Origin of the sequence: Chryseobacterium carnipullorum (assembly GCF_900142785.1) — a bacterium.
Taxonomy (GTDB): Bacteria; Bacteroidota; Bacteroidia; order Flavobacteriales; family Weeksellaceae; genus Chryseobacterium; species Chryseobacterium carnipullorum.
This window is the reverse complement of sequence record NZ_FRCD01000007.1, coordinates 1-16603: the sequence shown is the minus strand read 5'-3', so window position 1 is coordinate 16603 and position 16603 is coordinate 1. Positions and strand designations below refer to the sequence as shown.

Sequence of the window (16603 nt, the reverse complement as noted above, 5' to 3'; positions counted from 1 at the left end):
AAATTAAAACTAAACTATGGAAACGATTACTGAAAGTGATAAAAACAGAATTAACCTTGTTTCAATTAAAAACTTTAATGATTTAGAGTTTATAATTGGTAATTATCAGCGAGGTTATAAGTGGGGGAAAAAGGAAATTTTAGAATTACTGAATGATATTGATGAATTTAATTCAAATGGATTTTATTGTTTACAGCCTCTCATCTTGTATCCTATTGCAGAAAATGAAACTATTACTTTTGAAAATGATTTTATTGTAAATAAGAAAAATGAAATAATTGATGGTCAACAAAGAACCACTTCCATTTTTTTAATTTTAGAATATTTAAAACATCGAGGTTTCATAAAATCAAATATTACATACAAAATTACATTTAACACCAGAGAAAGAAGTAAAGAATTTTTAGAAAATCATTTGTACAATGTATATAACATTGATATCAGTACATTATCTAGTGAGGATATAAGTTCCGACAAATATGATGATTTTCAAGCTGTAAATCATCTATGGGAAAAATTTATTGAGGATTTCAAAGATTATGATAATGTAGATGTGTATCATTTTTTTGTTGTAAATATTATGATAAAAAAATGGCTTGATAATTTCATTTCGACTGGTGGAAATATTGCTGAGTATGTTGACAAATTATTGAAAGATGTAAAAGTTATTTGGTATGAATTAGGCGGTAATGAAAAGGAAATTGATAAAAAAGACATTATCAAAGTCTTTCAAAATAATAACAATAATAAAATTAAACTTACCAACTCCGAGTTAATTAAAGCGCTATTCATTCTTCAAATAAAAAAAAATCATATAGCAGAAATTGCTGAATTTGAAACCAATCGTTTTGCAATGGAATGGGATATGATTGAAAATCAATTACAAGATAAATCATTCTGGTATTTTATCTGTAGCAATTTTCAGGAATATGATGAAGGAACGCATATTGATTTATTGTTTGATATTATTAACGATAGACCAAAGAAAACAGATAATTTTTATTCGTACCGTAAATATGAAAAAAAATATAATCAAAATGAGGTTTTAGATTGGAATGTCATCTTAGAACTTTATTACAAGCTTTTAGATTGGTATAATGATAAATCTACTTATCACTACATAGGATTCTTGATTAATGCTAATATTAGTAGCCTTCCCAAAATTTATAAATTGAGTCATAATAGAAAAAAGGATGATTTTTTAGATAAGCTTAAAAAACAGATTATAAAGGAATTTAAAAAGATCAAAGATGAGGAGCTCGTTTATCAGTTAGACAATCTTGATTATGATAAAAATAAAAACGCAGTAAAGACTGTACTTTTGTTATTTAATGTGATGTACTATGTAAATGATCATAGTAATCATAAATTTCCTTTTGAGTTATATGTAGAAGAAAATTGGAGTATCGAACACATAAATCCCCAGAACCCAAGAGACTTAGATGATTTTGAGAGTTATAAAAACTGGTTTTTTGAATTAATTGAAGATTTAGATGAGTACAAGTCTATCATTGAAAATGATTTGTCAAGAATTTTTAATAAAGCAGATTCTTTTGAAAGCCTCTCCAAAGAGATGAATAATCGATTACAAGAAATCTCGATTATTCTTCAAAGAAATTCAGACACACATAAAATTCAAAATCTTGCATTGATTGATTGCAACACGAATAGTGCTTTAGGCAATAATTTATTTAAAAGAAAGAGAGAGAAGATTTTACTTTTTGATTCGGTTGGAAAAGTAATATTAGATGGTAATGAACTTCCAGTTTTTATTCCTCAAGAAACGAAAAATGTCTTTAATAAATCCTATTCTGAAACCCAATCTTTAAAAGAAAACAGATGGACTCGCTCTGATGCCCAATGCTACAAAATGAGAGTTTTTTCAAGATTAGAAGAGTTTTATAATACACTTGCAGATGAACAATAATAAATACACATTTTGGTCTGTTATCTCTGAACAAAAAATAGAAATACCAACAATACAAAGAGATTACGCACAGGGTAGGAATATTTCTAAAATAAAAAAAATTAGAGAGAACTTTATTAAGACGATTATAGAGTCATTGGAACAGGAAAAAATTCTTCCCCTTGATTTTGTATATGGAAAAGAAGAAGGCAGAAAATCGCAGGAACTAATAAAGAAAAATAAAAAATCTTTAGAGGATTTGCTAGTGAGCATAAAATCATATGCAAATAGTTTAGACATAACATTTGATTACAATAAGATAGAAGATAAAAACGAAAGTGACATACTGAATATCCGTAAACTGCTACCATTAGACGGACAACAACGATTAACGACTCTTTTTTTAGTTCATTGGTATTTCGCTAAAAGAATTGGTGATACGAGTGTATTAGAGACTCTTACAAAGTTTACATATAAAACCAGAAAAAGTTCTTCAAGTTTTATAGATAGTATCTGTAATGAAAGCTGTACGCCCGATTTTTCTAAAAAAGATTTGAAAGAAGAAATGATGTTGCAATCAAATTTTTCCTTTACTTGGGACAAAGACCCTACTGTAAGAGGTATCATAACAACTCTGAATTATATTCATACTATTTGTTTTGACACATCAATTGAAAAGTTAAAGGTGTATCTACATCTGCTAACTTCCACCGAATTAATTTATTTTGATTATTTGAATTTACAAGATTTTGATTTATCTGATGATTTATACGTTAAGATGAATGCAAGAGGTAAATCATTAACGGAGTTTGAAAATTTTAAGGCGTGGTTGTTTTCAATTATAGAAGAAGATCAAACTAATCTGGGAATTACTGATTGGCATTTAGAGAATTTTAAATTTGATTTAGAATGGAACGATGTCTTTTGGAATGCAAAAACTTCTAAAATATATAAGATAGATAATGTCTTTTTGCAATATTTTAAGCTGATGTATATATCAGATTACCTGAAGAGTATGTCTGTTTCCCAAAATAAACTTATTGAGGTTTTTACTGATGATTATTACTTTAATGAAAGTGAATTGGACGAAATTACCAAGACTATATTAGACAAAAAAAATGATATAGTTTTTGATTTTGATGTGTATTTTGATAATACACTTTTCAAGAATAAATTGAGTTCGTACTTGAAAGTAATTGATTTATTGAGTAATAATGGATTACGAATTTTGGATGAAATTACTGCTAAAGGTATTAGTTTGTATAATGGATTACAAGAGAGATTTTCAATATTATATTTTTCAGAAAAATCATTAAACTTTTCTTGGGTTTCTTTCATTGAAAGGTACTTGATTTTAAGATATATTGAAATTAAAGGAAAGTATCTTTACGATTACACTCTTGAGGAAAAATTTCAGTTAGAAAAATATAGTAGAATAATGCTAAATCTTCTACATAATAAGATAATTGCAAATAAACATCTTTATTATCAAGCATTAGAAGCTGTAGATTTAGTCTTAGAAACTTTGAATTTTGACGATGTTGAAAATTGGATATTGCAAAATGATATAACTTTTTTTGAAGAAGCTCAGATAGAAGAAGAAAGAATAAAAATATTATTACTTCAATCTTCCAAAGACTGGGAAAATAGAATTTTTGATTCTGAACAACATAGGTATTTTAAAGGTCAGATAAATTTTCTTTTAAAATATTCTGGCATTTATGAATTGTATCGAAATAAAGAAGTTAATGTGTTAGAAGAATTCAAAAATAATAAATATTCTCTATTGCATAACTTCGATAATTATTATAAAAAATTTGATTTATTATTCGATGAAAAGGGATTAAGAAATCATATTGATATCAATTTATTTAAATCTGCTATTTTAAATTTTGGATTTTATTTTATAAACGTTGGACATAATAAATTCCACACATTACAAAATATACATAGAGATTATAGTTGGAAGAGAATGCTAGGCGAATCTGTTAATGAAAATGAATATTCAAAGAAGAGTGTATTTATCAAAGATTTAGTTGACAACATTAGTGATTATAAAAATATTCCGCAATCATTAAATCAAATTATAAATTCTAATTTAAATCATGTAACCCATAATGATTTTTTAATTCACTATTCAGAAATGTTTAAAAAGTGTGAAAATAACCTAATTAGATATCATCAAGAAATTAATGAGAATGGTTATTCTTATTTAGTAAAAAGCGTAAATATTAATTATCCAAAGGACAAAGAGGTACATTTACAAGCTATAGAAAACGAATTAAAATTGAGAAATTTTACTGTTATTTCACAATTTGATGAGATTGAAGATAATCACTTTATAACTTCTATTAATAATAAAGACATTAAGGTATCTTATGTATTTGACGCAAATAAGATAGATAAAAAATCGTATTTTGTTGTCGAAATTAATACCGACAAAAAAATATTTTTGGACTTTCATAAATGCATTGAAACCATCGAAAACTATATTACATGCAAGCGATGATCAACCCCATAGAACGCATTACCCAAAACCGCATTATCCAACTCTTTCAAAAAGAATTGGGTTACACCTACTATGGAAATTGGGAAAAGAGAGAACACAACAGCAATGTAGAAGAAGCAATTCTAAAACAGAATTTGCTTCAGCGTGGCTATTCAGAAACTTTGGCAGATAAAGCGGTAAAAGAAGTGTGTGATTTGGCAACCACCAATTCGGGTAATTTATATCATCGAAACAAAATGATGTATTCGCTGTTGCGCTATGGTGTAAAAGCCAGACCGGATTTGGGTGAGCAGTTTGATACCATTTTCCCGATTGACTGGAATGATTTTGATAAAAACGAATTTGGCATTGCAGAAGAAGTTACCTTAAGCAAAGGTGAAAACAATCGCCGTCCAGATGTGGTTTTATATATCAACGGAATTGCGATTGGTGTGTTGGAACTAAAAAGAGGAACAACTGATATTTCTGAAAGCATTAACCAATCTATTTCTAATCAAAGAGAGCTTTTTAATAAGTGGTTTTATACTACTGTTCAATTGCTAATGGCGGGTAATAACACGCAGGGTTTAAAATATGGTACAATAAAGACAGAAAATAAATATTACTTGTCTTGGAAAGAAGATGAAGCCGATAATGAGGGATATAAATTAGACAAATACCTGAAAAAACTTTGTCAAAAACAACGTTTATTAGATTTAATTTATAATGGAGTTATTTTTGATGCGGGTAAAAAGAAATTACCTCGCCCTCATCAGTATTTTGCTCTGAAAGAAGCGCAAGAATTTGTGCGTAGAAAGGAAGGTGGAATTATTTGGCATACACAAGGTTCGGGCAAATCGCTGATGATGGTGATGCTGGGTAAATGGATTTTAGAGAATGTTGCCAATTCCAGAATTGTTATTTTAACCGATCGTACAGAACTGGATGATCAAATTGAGAGGGTTTTCAAAGATGTCGGTGAAACGGATGTTGCCAAAACAAGATCAGGTAAAGAATTGATGCAGTTCTTAACCTCTTCTAGACCAAGATTGGTTTGCTCGCTCATTCATAAGTTTGGTAATAAAACGGAGACCGATTTTGATTCTTTCATCAAAGATTTACAGGATAATCCTGTACAGACACAGGGAGAGATTTTTGTTTTTATTGATGAATGTCACCGTACGCAAAGCGGTAAGCTGAATCAAGTGATGAAAGCTGTATTGCATAATGCGGTCTTCATCGGTTTTACAGGAACACCTTTATTGAAAGAAGATAAAAAAACAACGATGGATGTTTTTGGAAGATACATTCATACTTATAAGTTTAATGAAGCGGTAGAAGATGGAGTTGTTAAAGATCTGATGTATGAAGGTCGTTCTATTGAACAAAACCTGACGTCTCAAACAAAAGTAGACCAATGGTTTGAAGCAAAAACAGCAGGTTTAAATGATTTCCAAAAAAATGAGCTGAAAAAGAAGTGGGGCACAATGCAAAATGTATTGAGTTCTAAAAGCAGAATGGAAAAGATTGTTGCTGATATTGTGGTTGATTTTTCGGTTAAACCCAGATTGAGATCGCAAAACGGAAATGCTATCTTGGTAGCATCAAGTATATATGAAGCATCTAAATATTACAGTTTATTTTTAAATACCGAACTTAAAAACAGATGTGCCATCATTACCTCTTACAATCCAAATGCGGGGGATGTTTCGCTTGAAGATACAGGCGCAGATAATGAAACGGATAAACATTTTATTTATAAAACATACACAGACTTATTAAAAGATGTAAGTCCAAAAGGGAATAAATCTAAAACAGAAACTTACGAAACTGATTCCAAAGAGAGTTTTAGAAAAGAACCAGCAAGAATGAAGTTGCTGATTGTGGTTTCAAAGCTTCTGACAGGTTTTGATGCGCCACCTTGTACTTACATTTACATTGACAAGAGAATGCAGGATCACACTTTATTTCAGGCAATCTGCAGGGTGAACCGTTTGGATACCGATGATAAAGATTATGGATATATCATTGATTATATGGAGTTGTTTGGCAATGTGACTGATGCGATCAATGTTTATACTTCTGAACTGGATAACGAAGGATTTACGGAGGAGCAGATAAGTGTACAATTGAAAGACCGTCTGAAAATAGCAAAAGACCGCTTGTTTACTGCACTGGAAACAGTAGAAAGCATTTGCGAAAATGTGGCTTCCCCTAAAAATGATTTAGCCTATATTCATTACTTCTGTGGCAATACCGAGAATTCCGAAGATCTAAAAGCGACAGAATATAAACGTATGGCTTTATACAAAGCTATAGTAGAATATATTCGTGCTTATGCGAATATTAAAGCTGACTTTATTACCGCAGAATTTACAGATGCGGAGATCAGACGGTTTAATGAGAAGTTAGATGAGTATTTAAACCTGCGTGAAATCATCCGTATTGCTTCCGGTGAAACTATTGATTTAAAAGCTTATGAGGCAGATATGCGTTTCTTGATTGATACTTATATTAAGGCAGACGAATCTGAAGTGATTTCGCCGTTTGAAAACATCTCTTTATTGGACTTATTGGAAATTGACATTGATCAGGCTATTGAAAGCCTTCCAAAGGGGATTAAGGGCAGTCAAGAAGCAATGGCAGAGGTTATTGAAAATAACATCCGAAGTAAAATCGTTGAAGAGCATTTATTAGATCCAAAATACTTCGATTACATGTCAGTGTTACTGCAGGAACTTATTGAACGCAGAAAACAAGAAACGGTCGAATACAGAAATTACTTGATAGAAATTAGTGATATTGCGCGACAAGTTAACCAAGGTAAAAAAGATGATATTCCGAAGTCGTTAAATACAAAAGGAAAAGTAGCATTGTACCATACTTTAGATGGAGACGAAAAATTGGCATTGGTACTTGAAGAAAAAGTTCAGTATGCGAAGCAGGAAGGTTTCAGAGAAAATTTAGCAAAGCAGAAGTTGGTAAAAAAAGCAATTTTTGATGTACTTGACGATGTGAGTAAAGTTGAAGAAATTTATAAAATCATTGACGCCCATAAAGATGAGTATTAATGGCTAATGAAATCTTACATATTGGTTCAGTAGATATAGAGGTCACTTTTAAAGCGATAAAAAATCTGCATTTAAGTGTTCATCCACCAGATGGCAGAGTAACAATTTCTTCTCCTGATTTTTATGATTTGGAAAAGATTAAAATTTATGCCGCCACAAAATTGGCTTGGATAAAAAAAGAACAGGCTAAAATTAGAAGTCAGGAACGGGAAGAATCCAAATTGATGATTACTCAGGAAAGTCATCAGTTTTTAGGGAAGCGTTATTTATTAAAGGTCATTGAAGCCAATACACCGAAACTAGTTCTAAAACATAATAGTATTGAGCTTTACACATTGCCGGAAGCCACTTTAGAGCAAAAGCAAAGAACGCTTTACAATTGGTATAAAAAAGAATTGGAAGCTAAAATCGGAAACTTGATTTTTGATTATGCCAAACTTATGAATATTAGCGATCTTAATTTTGGTATGAGAAAGATGAAAACCAAGTGGGGAAGCTGCAATATTGAAAAACGAATGCTTTGGTTTAATATTGAATTGGCTAAAAAGCCGATTAATTGTATTGAATACATTGTAGTTCACGAAATGGTTCATTTACTGGAAAGAAATCACAATAAAAATTTTATTATTTTAATGGATAAATTTCTTCCTAATTGGAGAGTTCAGAAGAAGATTTTGAATGAATTACCTTTGTAATAATGTATACTAATGACCTATACTATCGCATTACCCTCCTAGAAGACAACACCAGACAACTTGAAAAACTCGAATTTTATCTGACTCAGCTACAGAATGTGGAGATTTGAAGAAAAAGAAGAAGGTGACGGTACGATAAGTGCAAAAATAAGTTTTAAAAAAATCTGTATATTTGTAATACAATGATGTTATTTATTGCTAAATAATCAATATAAATACTACTATTATGTTATTTGTATCCTTGTCTAAAGCTCAAAAAAAACTGGTCGATAATGTCCGTGAAAGACGATTGCAAATGAATCTAACACAGGAAGGTTTGGCAGAAAGATCAGGCGTTCCTTTACCAACTCTCAGGAAATTTGAGCAAAAAGGCTTGATCTCTTTAGATTCATTTTTAAAATTGCTTTCAGTTGTTGGTGGATTAGAAGAAATGATTGATATTTTAAAACCGAGGGAACAGAGTTTTAAATCTATTGATGATGTTCTAAAATCAGAGGAAAAACCCATTAAAAAACGAGGAAGCAGAAAATGAAAATAGCCATCAAAGAAATAAAAGTAGGATTGGATTTCGGTTCTGGAATTCAACCCGTTGGACGTTTGGCAATTAGTAATGGCATCATCTATTTTGAATATGATGAAGAATTTCTTCAAAGCAATTTAGAGATTTCACCTATAATACTTCCTTTGCAAAGAGGCGTGATAGAGCTTCCAAGGGACCCTTTCGAAGGTTTGGCTGGTGTTTTCAATGATAGCTTGCCCGACGGTTGGGGAAGATTGCTCTTTGATCGTATGGTTCGCTCGGAAGGAATTTCTCCATCGGATATTTCACCACTTGGTCGTTTAGCGTATGTTGGGTTGCACGGTATGGGTGCGTTAGTTTATGAGCCAGATCAGAGTCCAGATAGTAGTAATGAGATGATTGATTTGGACGTGTTGGCTACTCAAACAGAAAATGTTTTGCAAGGAAATTCGGAAGAAGTGATTGCAGAACTTTTGGCTTTGAACGGATCCTCTGCTGGAGCACGACCAAAAGCATTGATTGGCATTGATGCAGAGAGAAAAAATATATCCTACGGAGCGAATTTGTTAAGCGATAATTTTGAACCTTGGATGGTGAAATTTCCAAACTCATTAGATGGAAAAGATGCGGGCGCAATAGAATACATTTACGCTTTAATGGCTGTAGATGCAGGAATTAAAATGCCTGAAGTTCATTTGTTTCCTTCACAGAAAGGGAATGGCTATTTTGCCGTAAAGCGTTTTGATAGAGAAGGAAATAAGCGTCTCCATATGCATACGGTGAGTGGACTCGTTCACAGTAATTTTAGGTTTCCATCTCTTGATTATGAAGATTTATTATCATTGACAGCTGTTTTAACCAAAGATATTAGAGAAGTAGAAAAAATGTTTCGGTTGGCAGTTTTCAATGTTATGGCACACAATAGAGACGACCATGCTAAGAATTTTTCGTTTTTGATGAATGAATTTGGAGAATGGAAATTATCACCCGCTTACGACCTTACTTTCTCATCCGGACCAGGTGGAGAACAAAGCACTATGATGGTGGGAGAAGGACGAAATATAACGGTCAAGCATCTGACTAAATTAGGAAGGGAAGCTAAACTATCACAAGAATTCATAAAGAATGTTATTGAGCAAACTAGTTCTGCACTTAGTAAATGGTCAAGTCTATCAAAAGATTTTGGAATTAGTAAATCCAACAGAGAATTAATAACGAAATTGATTAAAACATATTAATATAAAATTTGAGCTATACCAGTTAGAATTGTAAATTATTTTCGTCCTTAAAATAGGTAAAAATTGAGGTGTACAGGCGAAATCTATCAATTATCACCGATGCAGTCGGGAATTGTTAATTATTTAATTTTCAATGGCTTATAAGGTTGGAGGTGTACAAAAGTAGTACAACTGTACTTTTAAATTTATCTTCAAATATTGTAAAGTATTGGTTTACAAGTTCTTAACGTGAAGAGATTCGTGCGGAAAAGTAGAAAAAAAAGATGTTGCAGCATCTTAATCGCGTACCACTTTTGTACACCTCGATCTTCATAAACCACCATTAATAAAGACTTCTTTAGATACTGTATCGGGAAATAGAAAAAAAAGACCCCACTGAACTTTAATCTTACTTGGAATAATATTATATTTTCTTCAGGATAGTTTAATTTTTCGTTGAAAACTTGCTGTACACCCGGATTCCATATAGAAAGAATTAATGCTTAGTATTGACTATTTTGAGATTGGTAATGGCCTGTAGATCTGGAAGGTGCAATTACCTTTTATTCATTGTTATTTAGCAAATCAAAAGCAGACGATACTCCCCATCGTTTTCAACAGGTGCTTTGTGAACACATGGTAAGACCTTTTGCGTAGGATGATCTACCGCCAGTCGCCAGAGATGTCCTTGTCCTAAATTGACAGGTTCTGCATTGGGCTTAGGCTGATAATGCAAATCAAAGAAATACTCTTTCAAAAAGTCTTCAAATTCCTCTTCCGGACCGTCATGTAATTCTTTAAGTTTTTCACGGATTTCAGGAATCAGAATTTTTTGCTCGACCTGATCATTGGGGATGATATCACTGGCAGCACCATGATAGGTACATAAAAAAGTATTGGTACCCACAGGGGAGCGGTCTACATGATAAGAATAGACATCCGTGGAAATGAAATCCAGCTCTTCGTCCCGTTCGTAGCACTTCAATAAATTGAGTGAAGGCAATGCTCCTAAATCTGTTAATACTTGCAAATCCCTTACGATAGTTTGTCTTGCCTGATCACCCTTTTCAGATAATTGAAGAGCCAGAAGGTCGTCAATGGAAACTTCCGTAACATTCTCTTTTAATTGAAGCTGAGATACAATTTCTTTAAAATCTCCATCTAAACTTCTGTACCAGCAAATCGCATTCATAGCTCCCTGGAAATGGGTGTTGACAAGTTCAGAAAAAGAAGAGACCACTCCAATTTGTTGGTTGTCAGAAAATGTATTGTTCATGTTTTTGGAAAAAATAATTGAGTTGCTGAATTCTTTGCAAAAATACGGAATAGGGGAGAAAATAATTCTGACATTTAAATATTATATTCCAGATTACATCTGGTTTGAGAAAATCTAAAGATCTAAGCCTAAAAAAATGTACTAAAAAATTGAAATCCAACTAAAAAATACATATATATTTAGCGGTCCTTTGGTAACCTTCAATAGCTTAATTTTGAGATTTGTCCGGATGGAAACGCAGACTTTTGGCATAAGCATATGCGTAACGTCCCGATAAATATCAAGTTGCGGCTATAGATCCCCGTTGATGCTCTGGCAGGATTATCGATTCCAGGACTTTGGCTTTTTGGTGGCAAAGGTATACAGATTCCGGTAGGAGTATCGATAAAACGCCTGAATGAGCTTAAAGCATAAGGTTAGTCTTATAACCAACATTTGTTTCCGGAATTAGGCCATAATACAGGCTTATCTAAATCACCGGACCTGTTTAATGTTGCTATTCAATGGAGTAAAGGAATTCAAGATCATCAAAAAGGAAAATAATTAATAAATAAGGCTCCTTTTTATTGGGTAAATTACTGTATTTTACACTCTGTTTTTATCTATTTAATTAAATGTAATATCTTTAGTCGCCAAATTAATTAAAAAAATTAAAAACAAGTTCTTATGTAGATGAAACCATTCACAATCATCATCACTGTATTTTTTCAATTAGTAAGTCTGACCGCATTTTCACAGAAAACAGCAGACTTAAATTCATTACTGGACAAAAATTCTGAATTTATTTTTCCGCAGACTCCGGATACAATGTCAAGCGCCTTAAAAACGAAAACTGTTTTTTATGAAGATGCCAATGATGAAAAATATGCCAAATGGATCACCCCATCAGGTTTGGAATTGTATAGCAGTCTGGGAAACAAAAATACCATTAACGAGATGTCTTTCGATATCGCAGACAATAGATCTGTAATCGTTGAAGGGTTGCCTTTTGGTCTGGCCATGAACAAAACAACACTTCAGGAGAGCAAGGCAAAATTCAGTAAATACGGAGCGAAGACAGAAAAACTTGGCGAGGGTACCGAATTTCCCGGTGGCTCAAAACTCACCTTTAAAAAAGGAAAACACTATACCAATTTGTTTTTTGACAACAAGAATCTTTTGAAATCTTTATACCTTACCACTCAGCTTATTGATCCTGCTGCCAACTAATTGACAGATCAGATTTTTGCAGGATGCGGTTTGTTTGTTCTGTACATCAGAAAGGATCTGCATTCACAAAAAGGTAAAAAAAATTCAATACCAAAATAAAAATGAAGAACAACAATAATGCTGTTCTTCATTTTTCATTTTTTAACAGATTGATCAGGAATTATTTTTAACTACGTTGATCATATGATCGATGTCAAATGGTTTCTCAATATAGTCATCTGCCTTGCATTCTTTTGCTTTTTTAGGTAAATCAAATGAGGTAGAAGTGAGTACGGCAGAAACGTCTTCCGTTTGAGGATCGGTCTTTAATTCTTCAATGACTTTTGAACCTTTCTTATCTCCTCTGATGTGATCGTCTACAATCACTACATCAGGTTCAATTTCGTCTATTTTTTCTATAGGCTCGGTGGTTAACGATGACGTAACATCAAATCCTTCTTCCTCCAATACCTGATCCATTATTTCCAGGATTTCTTCATTATCCTGAATAAGGACAACTTTTTTCTTCATATGTTTTTTTAATAACTAGTATAAAGGTAAGAAAACTTTAATATGTGCCGCAAGTATTTGACAGACAATTGTAAAAAAGGTCACTCATCATTTTACAATACAACGATCATCATGGACATAGAGCACTACACTGATTTGTAGTATTGACATAATGCGCTGATTTTTTGTGATAAAAGAGAAAACAGCTCACGTCTAATTTCTATATTTGTACCGTTCGGCATCGAATAAAAAAACTATATGACCTACCACTTGAAATCAACAGAAAAAAGAATATAGAATGGATAAAAGTAATTTATTAATTATAGTAACAGTTATCTCACTGTTCATTTCATTTTTTCTTGCATTCTTTTTGTTAACCGTGAGAACAAAGCATAGAGTAAGTAATGCCCTGTTTGCTCTTTTTCTCATCATTACTGCCATAGATACCAGTGAACCCTTAATTAGCTTAATCACTGAGAGCCCTTCAAATCTTGGAATGTTAAGAAATACCCTGGCTTTTTTGCAAATTCCTGTTTTTTATCTCTATGTATTGTCCGTTTGTTACTCCGATTTCAGGCTTAAACCCAAATACATCATACATCTGCTTCCCTTTGTAATTGCCAATGTTGTGTTACTCCCGCGTTTTTATTGGGTAGACACCAACTCAAAAATTGACTTTATTCTTAATGGTCAAAGCAGCATTGAACTGCAGGCGAATCATATTCTTTTTCATATTCAGACCATTGTTTATATTATTGCTGTTTTGATGTTGTTGAGAAAAGCAAAAAAATTATATCTTGAAAATTATGCGGGGAAAAGCATTCATTCTTATGACTGGCTGTTTCAGTTTACGGTGGTATTGTCTGTATTGTATGTGATTGTTATTTTCAAAAACATTTTTAAGTTTTCAGATTATCCCTATATCTCTGAATGGATAAAAATCGGAATCCTTGTATTTCAGCTGTTTATTGTGTGCTGGTATCTGTTCAAAGCATTAAATAACCCCGGCCTGTTCAGAAATATTGATTCAAAATTGAAACTGGTTTCCGATATTATTTTAGAGCAAAAAGAGAATCAGCCAGCGGTTGTCAATGAAGAATTAACAAAATTGAAAAAATATATGGAGGAGGAAAAGCCTTTCCTCAATCCTTCCCTGACCATTCAGGATCTTTCAAAGGGTAGTGAAATTCCTGCCAGAGAATTATCTGTTTTAATTAATCATCAGCTAGGACAACACTTTTACGATTTCATTAATACCTACAGAATAGAAAATGCGATGCATATTTTGAAAGATACAGCAAAAACTAAAGTCACTGTTCTTGAAATCTTGTATGAAGTTGGTTTTAATTCAAAATCTTCTTTTAATACTGCTTTTAAAAAGCATACGGGTTATACTCCAACCGACTATCGCAAAAGCTTGTCAAACAGTGTTTTGTAAGTATTCGAACTCTTTTTTATAAAAACTCATACTCATTTTTTATAACCCATGTGTCCGACTTCCTGTATTCGGTCGCATCGCTTTAATTTCTCCTGCATATTTGTATCGAAATAATTTTTTAACATAAAAAACGATACAATGAAAAATTTTACGTATTCACTGGTTTTTATAGGAGTAATGTTGAGCGCTCTGACCAGCAGCAAAGTATGGTCGCAAAAAAAAGATTACGCATTTCTTACGGATAGTTTACTTATTGATCAGCAATTGGAAAAATATAAACTTCCCGGATTTAGTCTGGTCGTTTTTGAAAACTATAAAATGGTCTACTCCAAGCAATTTGGTATAAAATCAGCAAATTCTGCTGAAAAAATTGATCAAAATACCGCGTTCTCTACCGCATCAATTTCAAAACCTATTACTGCACTTCTTTGTCATATTCTTGAGGAGAAAGGATTAATCAATTTAGACGATCCGCTAGACTCATCACTCAAAAGATGGCATTTACCCAAAAGTAAATTTACTGAACATAGCAGTCCCACCTGGAGACAATTTTTGAATCACACTGCCGGGACAAGTCAGAGTGGATTTGCAGACTACTATGAGGGAGATACCATTCCCACCATCAAACAAAGTCTTCTGGGACAAATACCGAGATACGATAAAGAAATTGAATTTCTGTTTACGCCGGGAACCAGTTGGGAATACAGCGGAGGAGGTTATGTCATAATCCAGATGGCTTTGGAAGACACCTTTAATCAATCTGTTGCAGAACTCGCTGCCGAACATATATTTCTCCCTCTTGGATTGAAAAACACAACCATGATACAGCCCAATGAAAAGGGATTTCCCACCAATGTTGCTCTTGTTCATGATAAAGATGGAAAAGTGATCAGAACAGGTTTACCTATCACTCCCCAAGTTGGAGCATCAGGAATGTGGTCTACGCCTGCTGATTTAGCCAAACTTTCTATTGAAATACAAAATGCTCTCCGCAATAAGAACAATAAAGTAATTTCTCATCGGGTCGCAAAAAGAGTAACGGAAGTCACTGCGTTGAAAAATGCTGTTGGCGGATGGGGATACGGATGGCAAAAGTCTTTCGGATATAACAACTATGACTGGTTTTCATGTAATGGTACCAATACAGGAGTGGGGGGAAGTGTTTTCGCTACGATGACCGATGGGAATGGCTTTGCATTTCTTGCGAATGGAGAAAAACCCAACCGTATTCCAGTGATGACCCAAACCCTGAGAAAGATTATCACCCTTATGAACTGGGAGAAGAAATCTGATAACCCGGAAATTCAGGAAATGCCTTTAAGTTTAAAAGAAAAATTAATCGGAACATATGATGATTTCCTTTATGGACAAAAGATGGACACCAAAATAATAGAAAAGAATAACCGACTGTATGTTCAGTCTGATTTATTGGAACATTTTAAAGGAAAAAATGACAATGAATTACTCTATCTGAAAGATGGATCATTTAAAATTATAGATTATCCCAACCTCCTGGAATTTGAATTTACAGAGGGTAAACCTAATGCGGTGATCTTAAAAAGAGATCAAATGAAAACCAGAATTGAACTCATTTGCAAAGAAAAATAATAAAAAAAAAACAGTTGAGGATAAGTTCTGTTCTCCGGACAAGCATTGATGACCATGTAATACACTGCGTTCAATGATTGTCATGTAATAGCACGGATTTTTAAATTACCTTATCTATACAATTGAACATAACCATGACTAAAACTCTTATAATCTTAATGACAACCTTCCTGACCATTGCTGTTTCAGGACAGGAATTGAGTCCTTTCTTTTCAGCACTTTCTAAAAATAATATGTTTAATGGGAGTGTAGTGGTTTGTCAGGCAGGAAAAGAAATCTTTTCTGAAGAGTATGGTTTTTCCAATATAGAAAATCAAGAGAAAATAAATGCCCGGTCTCAATTTCCCATTGCTTCTGTTACAAAAACATTCACTGCGACGGCAGTATTGCAACTGAAGCAGAAAGGAAAACTTAAAATTGAGGATCCGGTTCAAAATAGACTGCACCCCAAAGTTTAGACAAAATTAAACAATATTATTATATGAAAGAGTTCGGTACTGTACCGGACTCTTTCCTTTTAGATTAAGTCTTATCCTGTCGTTGTTGTAGTAATTAATATATTCCTTTATTTCCTTTTTGAGTTCATCAATTGTTTTAAATTTCTTAGTGTAGAACATTTCAGATTTTAAAGTCCCAAAGAAGTTTTCTATTACCGCATTATCCAGGCAGTTTCCTTTGCGGGACAT

Annotated in this window: 13 protein-coding genes; 10 read left to right on the top strand and 3 right to left on the bottom strand. The window is 32.8% G+C overall.

Annotated elements, in window-relative coordinates; all coding sequences use genetic code 11:
• Positions 1 to 16: 16 nt before the first annotated feature.
• The 6 genes from BUC06_RS09090 (at position 17) to BUC06_RS09065 (ending at position 9918) form a co-directional block, all read left to right on the top strand.
• Positions 17 to 1927 carry a DUF262 domain-containing protein gene (locus BUC06_RS09090; RefSeq protein ID WP_073332788.1) on the top strand — a complete coding sequence of 637 codons (1911 nt, stop codon included), beginning with the start codon at positions 17 to 19 and terminating at the stop codon, positions 1925 to 1927.
• On the top strand, positions 1917 to 4415 hold the full coding sequence (locus tag BUC06_RS09085) for a GmrSD restriction endonuclease domain-containing protein (RefSeq protein ID WP_073332785.1): 2499 nt from the start codon (positions 1917 to 1919) through the stop codon (positions 4413 to 4415). The genes BUC06_RS09090 and BUC06_RS09085 overlap by 11 nt, the downstream gene beginning before the upstream one ends.
• Positions 4403 to 7465 (top strand): type I restriction endonuclease subunit R, encoded by a 3063-nt coding sequence (locus tag BUC06_RS09080; RefSeq protein ID WP_228423685.1) that lies wholly within the window; start codon positions 4403 to 4405, stop codon positions 7463 to 7465. The genes BUC06_RS09085 and BUC06_RS09080 overlap by 13 nt, the downstream gene beginning before the upstream one ends.
• Positions 7465 to 8160, top strand: coding sequence for a M48 family metallopeptidase (locus BUC06_RS09075; RefSeq protein WP_073332780.1), 696 nt, complete (start codon positions 7465 to 7467; stop codon positions 8158 to 8160). The genes BUC06_RS09080 and BUC06_RS09075 overlap by 1 nt, the downstream gene beginning before the upstream one ends.
• A gap of 226 nt (positions 8161 to 8386) precedes the next feature.
• Positions 8387 to 8692, top strand: coding sequence for a helix-turn-helix domain-containing protein (locus tag BUC06_RS09070; protein ID WP_073332778.1), 306 nt, complete (start codon positions 8387 to 8389; stop codon positions 8690 to 8692).
• Positions 8689 to 9918, top strand: a complete 1230-nt coding sequence (locus BUC06_RS09065) for a type II toxin-antitoxin system HipA family toxin (protein WP_073332775.1) — start codon at positions 8689 to 8691, stop codon at positions 9916 to 9918. The genes BUC06_RS09070 and BUC06_RS09065 overlap by 4 nt, the downstream gene beginning before the upstream one ends.
• Positions 9919 to 10474: 556 nt before the next feature.
• On the opposite strand, the gene BUC06_RS09060 is transcribed toward BUC06_RS09065, so the two are convergent.
• Positions 10475 to 11173, bottom strand: coding sequence for a DUF1826 domain-containing protein (locus BUC06_RS09060; protein ID WP_073332772.1), 699 nt, complete (start codon positions 11171 to 11173; stop codon positions 10475 to 10477).
• 672 nt (positions 11174 to 11845) lie between these two features.
• On the opposite strand from BUC06_RS09060, the gene BUC06_RS09055 reads away from it, so the two are divergent.
• Positions 11846 to 12382, top strand: coding sequence for a hypothetical protein (locus BUC06_RS09055; protein ID WP_073332770.1), 537 nt, complete (start codon positions 11846 to 11848; stop codon positions 12380 to 12382).
• A gap of 153 nt (positions 12383 to 12535) precedes the next feature.
• Here BUC06_RS09055 and BUC06_RS09050 read toward each other — a convergent pair whose 3' ends face one another.
• Complete coding sequence (locus tag BUC06_RS09050) at positions 12536 to 12892, bottom strand: response regulator (RefSeq protein WP_073332767.1); 357 nt, start codon at positions 12890 to 12892, stop codon at positions 12536 to 12538.
• A 475-nt stretch (positions 12893 to 13367) separates the two neighbouring features.
• On the opposite strand from BUC06_RS09050, the gene BUC06_RS09045 reads away from it, so the two are divergent.
• From BUC06_RS09045 to BUC06_RS09035, 3 genes are all read left to right on the top strand, one after another.
• Positions 13368 to 14309: a helix-turn-helix domain-containing protein gene (locus BUC06_RS09045; RefSeq protein WP_228423683.1), complete on the top strand. Its 942-nt coding sequence runs from the start codon at positions 13368 to 13370 to the stop codon at positions 14307 to 14309.
• Positions 14310 to 14447: 138 nt separating this feature from the next.
• On the top strand, positions 14448 to 15917 hold the full coding sequence (locus BUC06_RS09040; RefSeq protein ID WP_073332763.1) for a serine hydrolase domain-containing protein: 1470 nt from the start codon (positions 14448 to 14450) through the stop codon (positions 15915 to 15917).
• Between the two features lie 158 nt (positions 15918 to 16075).
• On the top strand, positions 16076 to 16375 hold the full coding sequence (locus tag BUC06_RS09035; RefSeq protein WP_073332761.1) for a serine hydrolase: 300 nt from the start codon (positions 16076 to 16078) through the stop codon (positions 16373 to 16375).
• Positions 16376 to 16381: 6 nt separating this feature from the next.
• Here the strand turns inward: BUC06_RS09035 and BUC06_RS09030 are convergent.
• Positions 16382 to 16603: IS3 family transposase (locus BUC06_RS09030; protein WP_083564037.1), on the bottom strand; the 222-nt coding region annotated here is incomplete at its 5' end.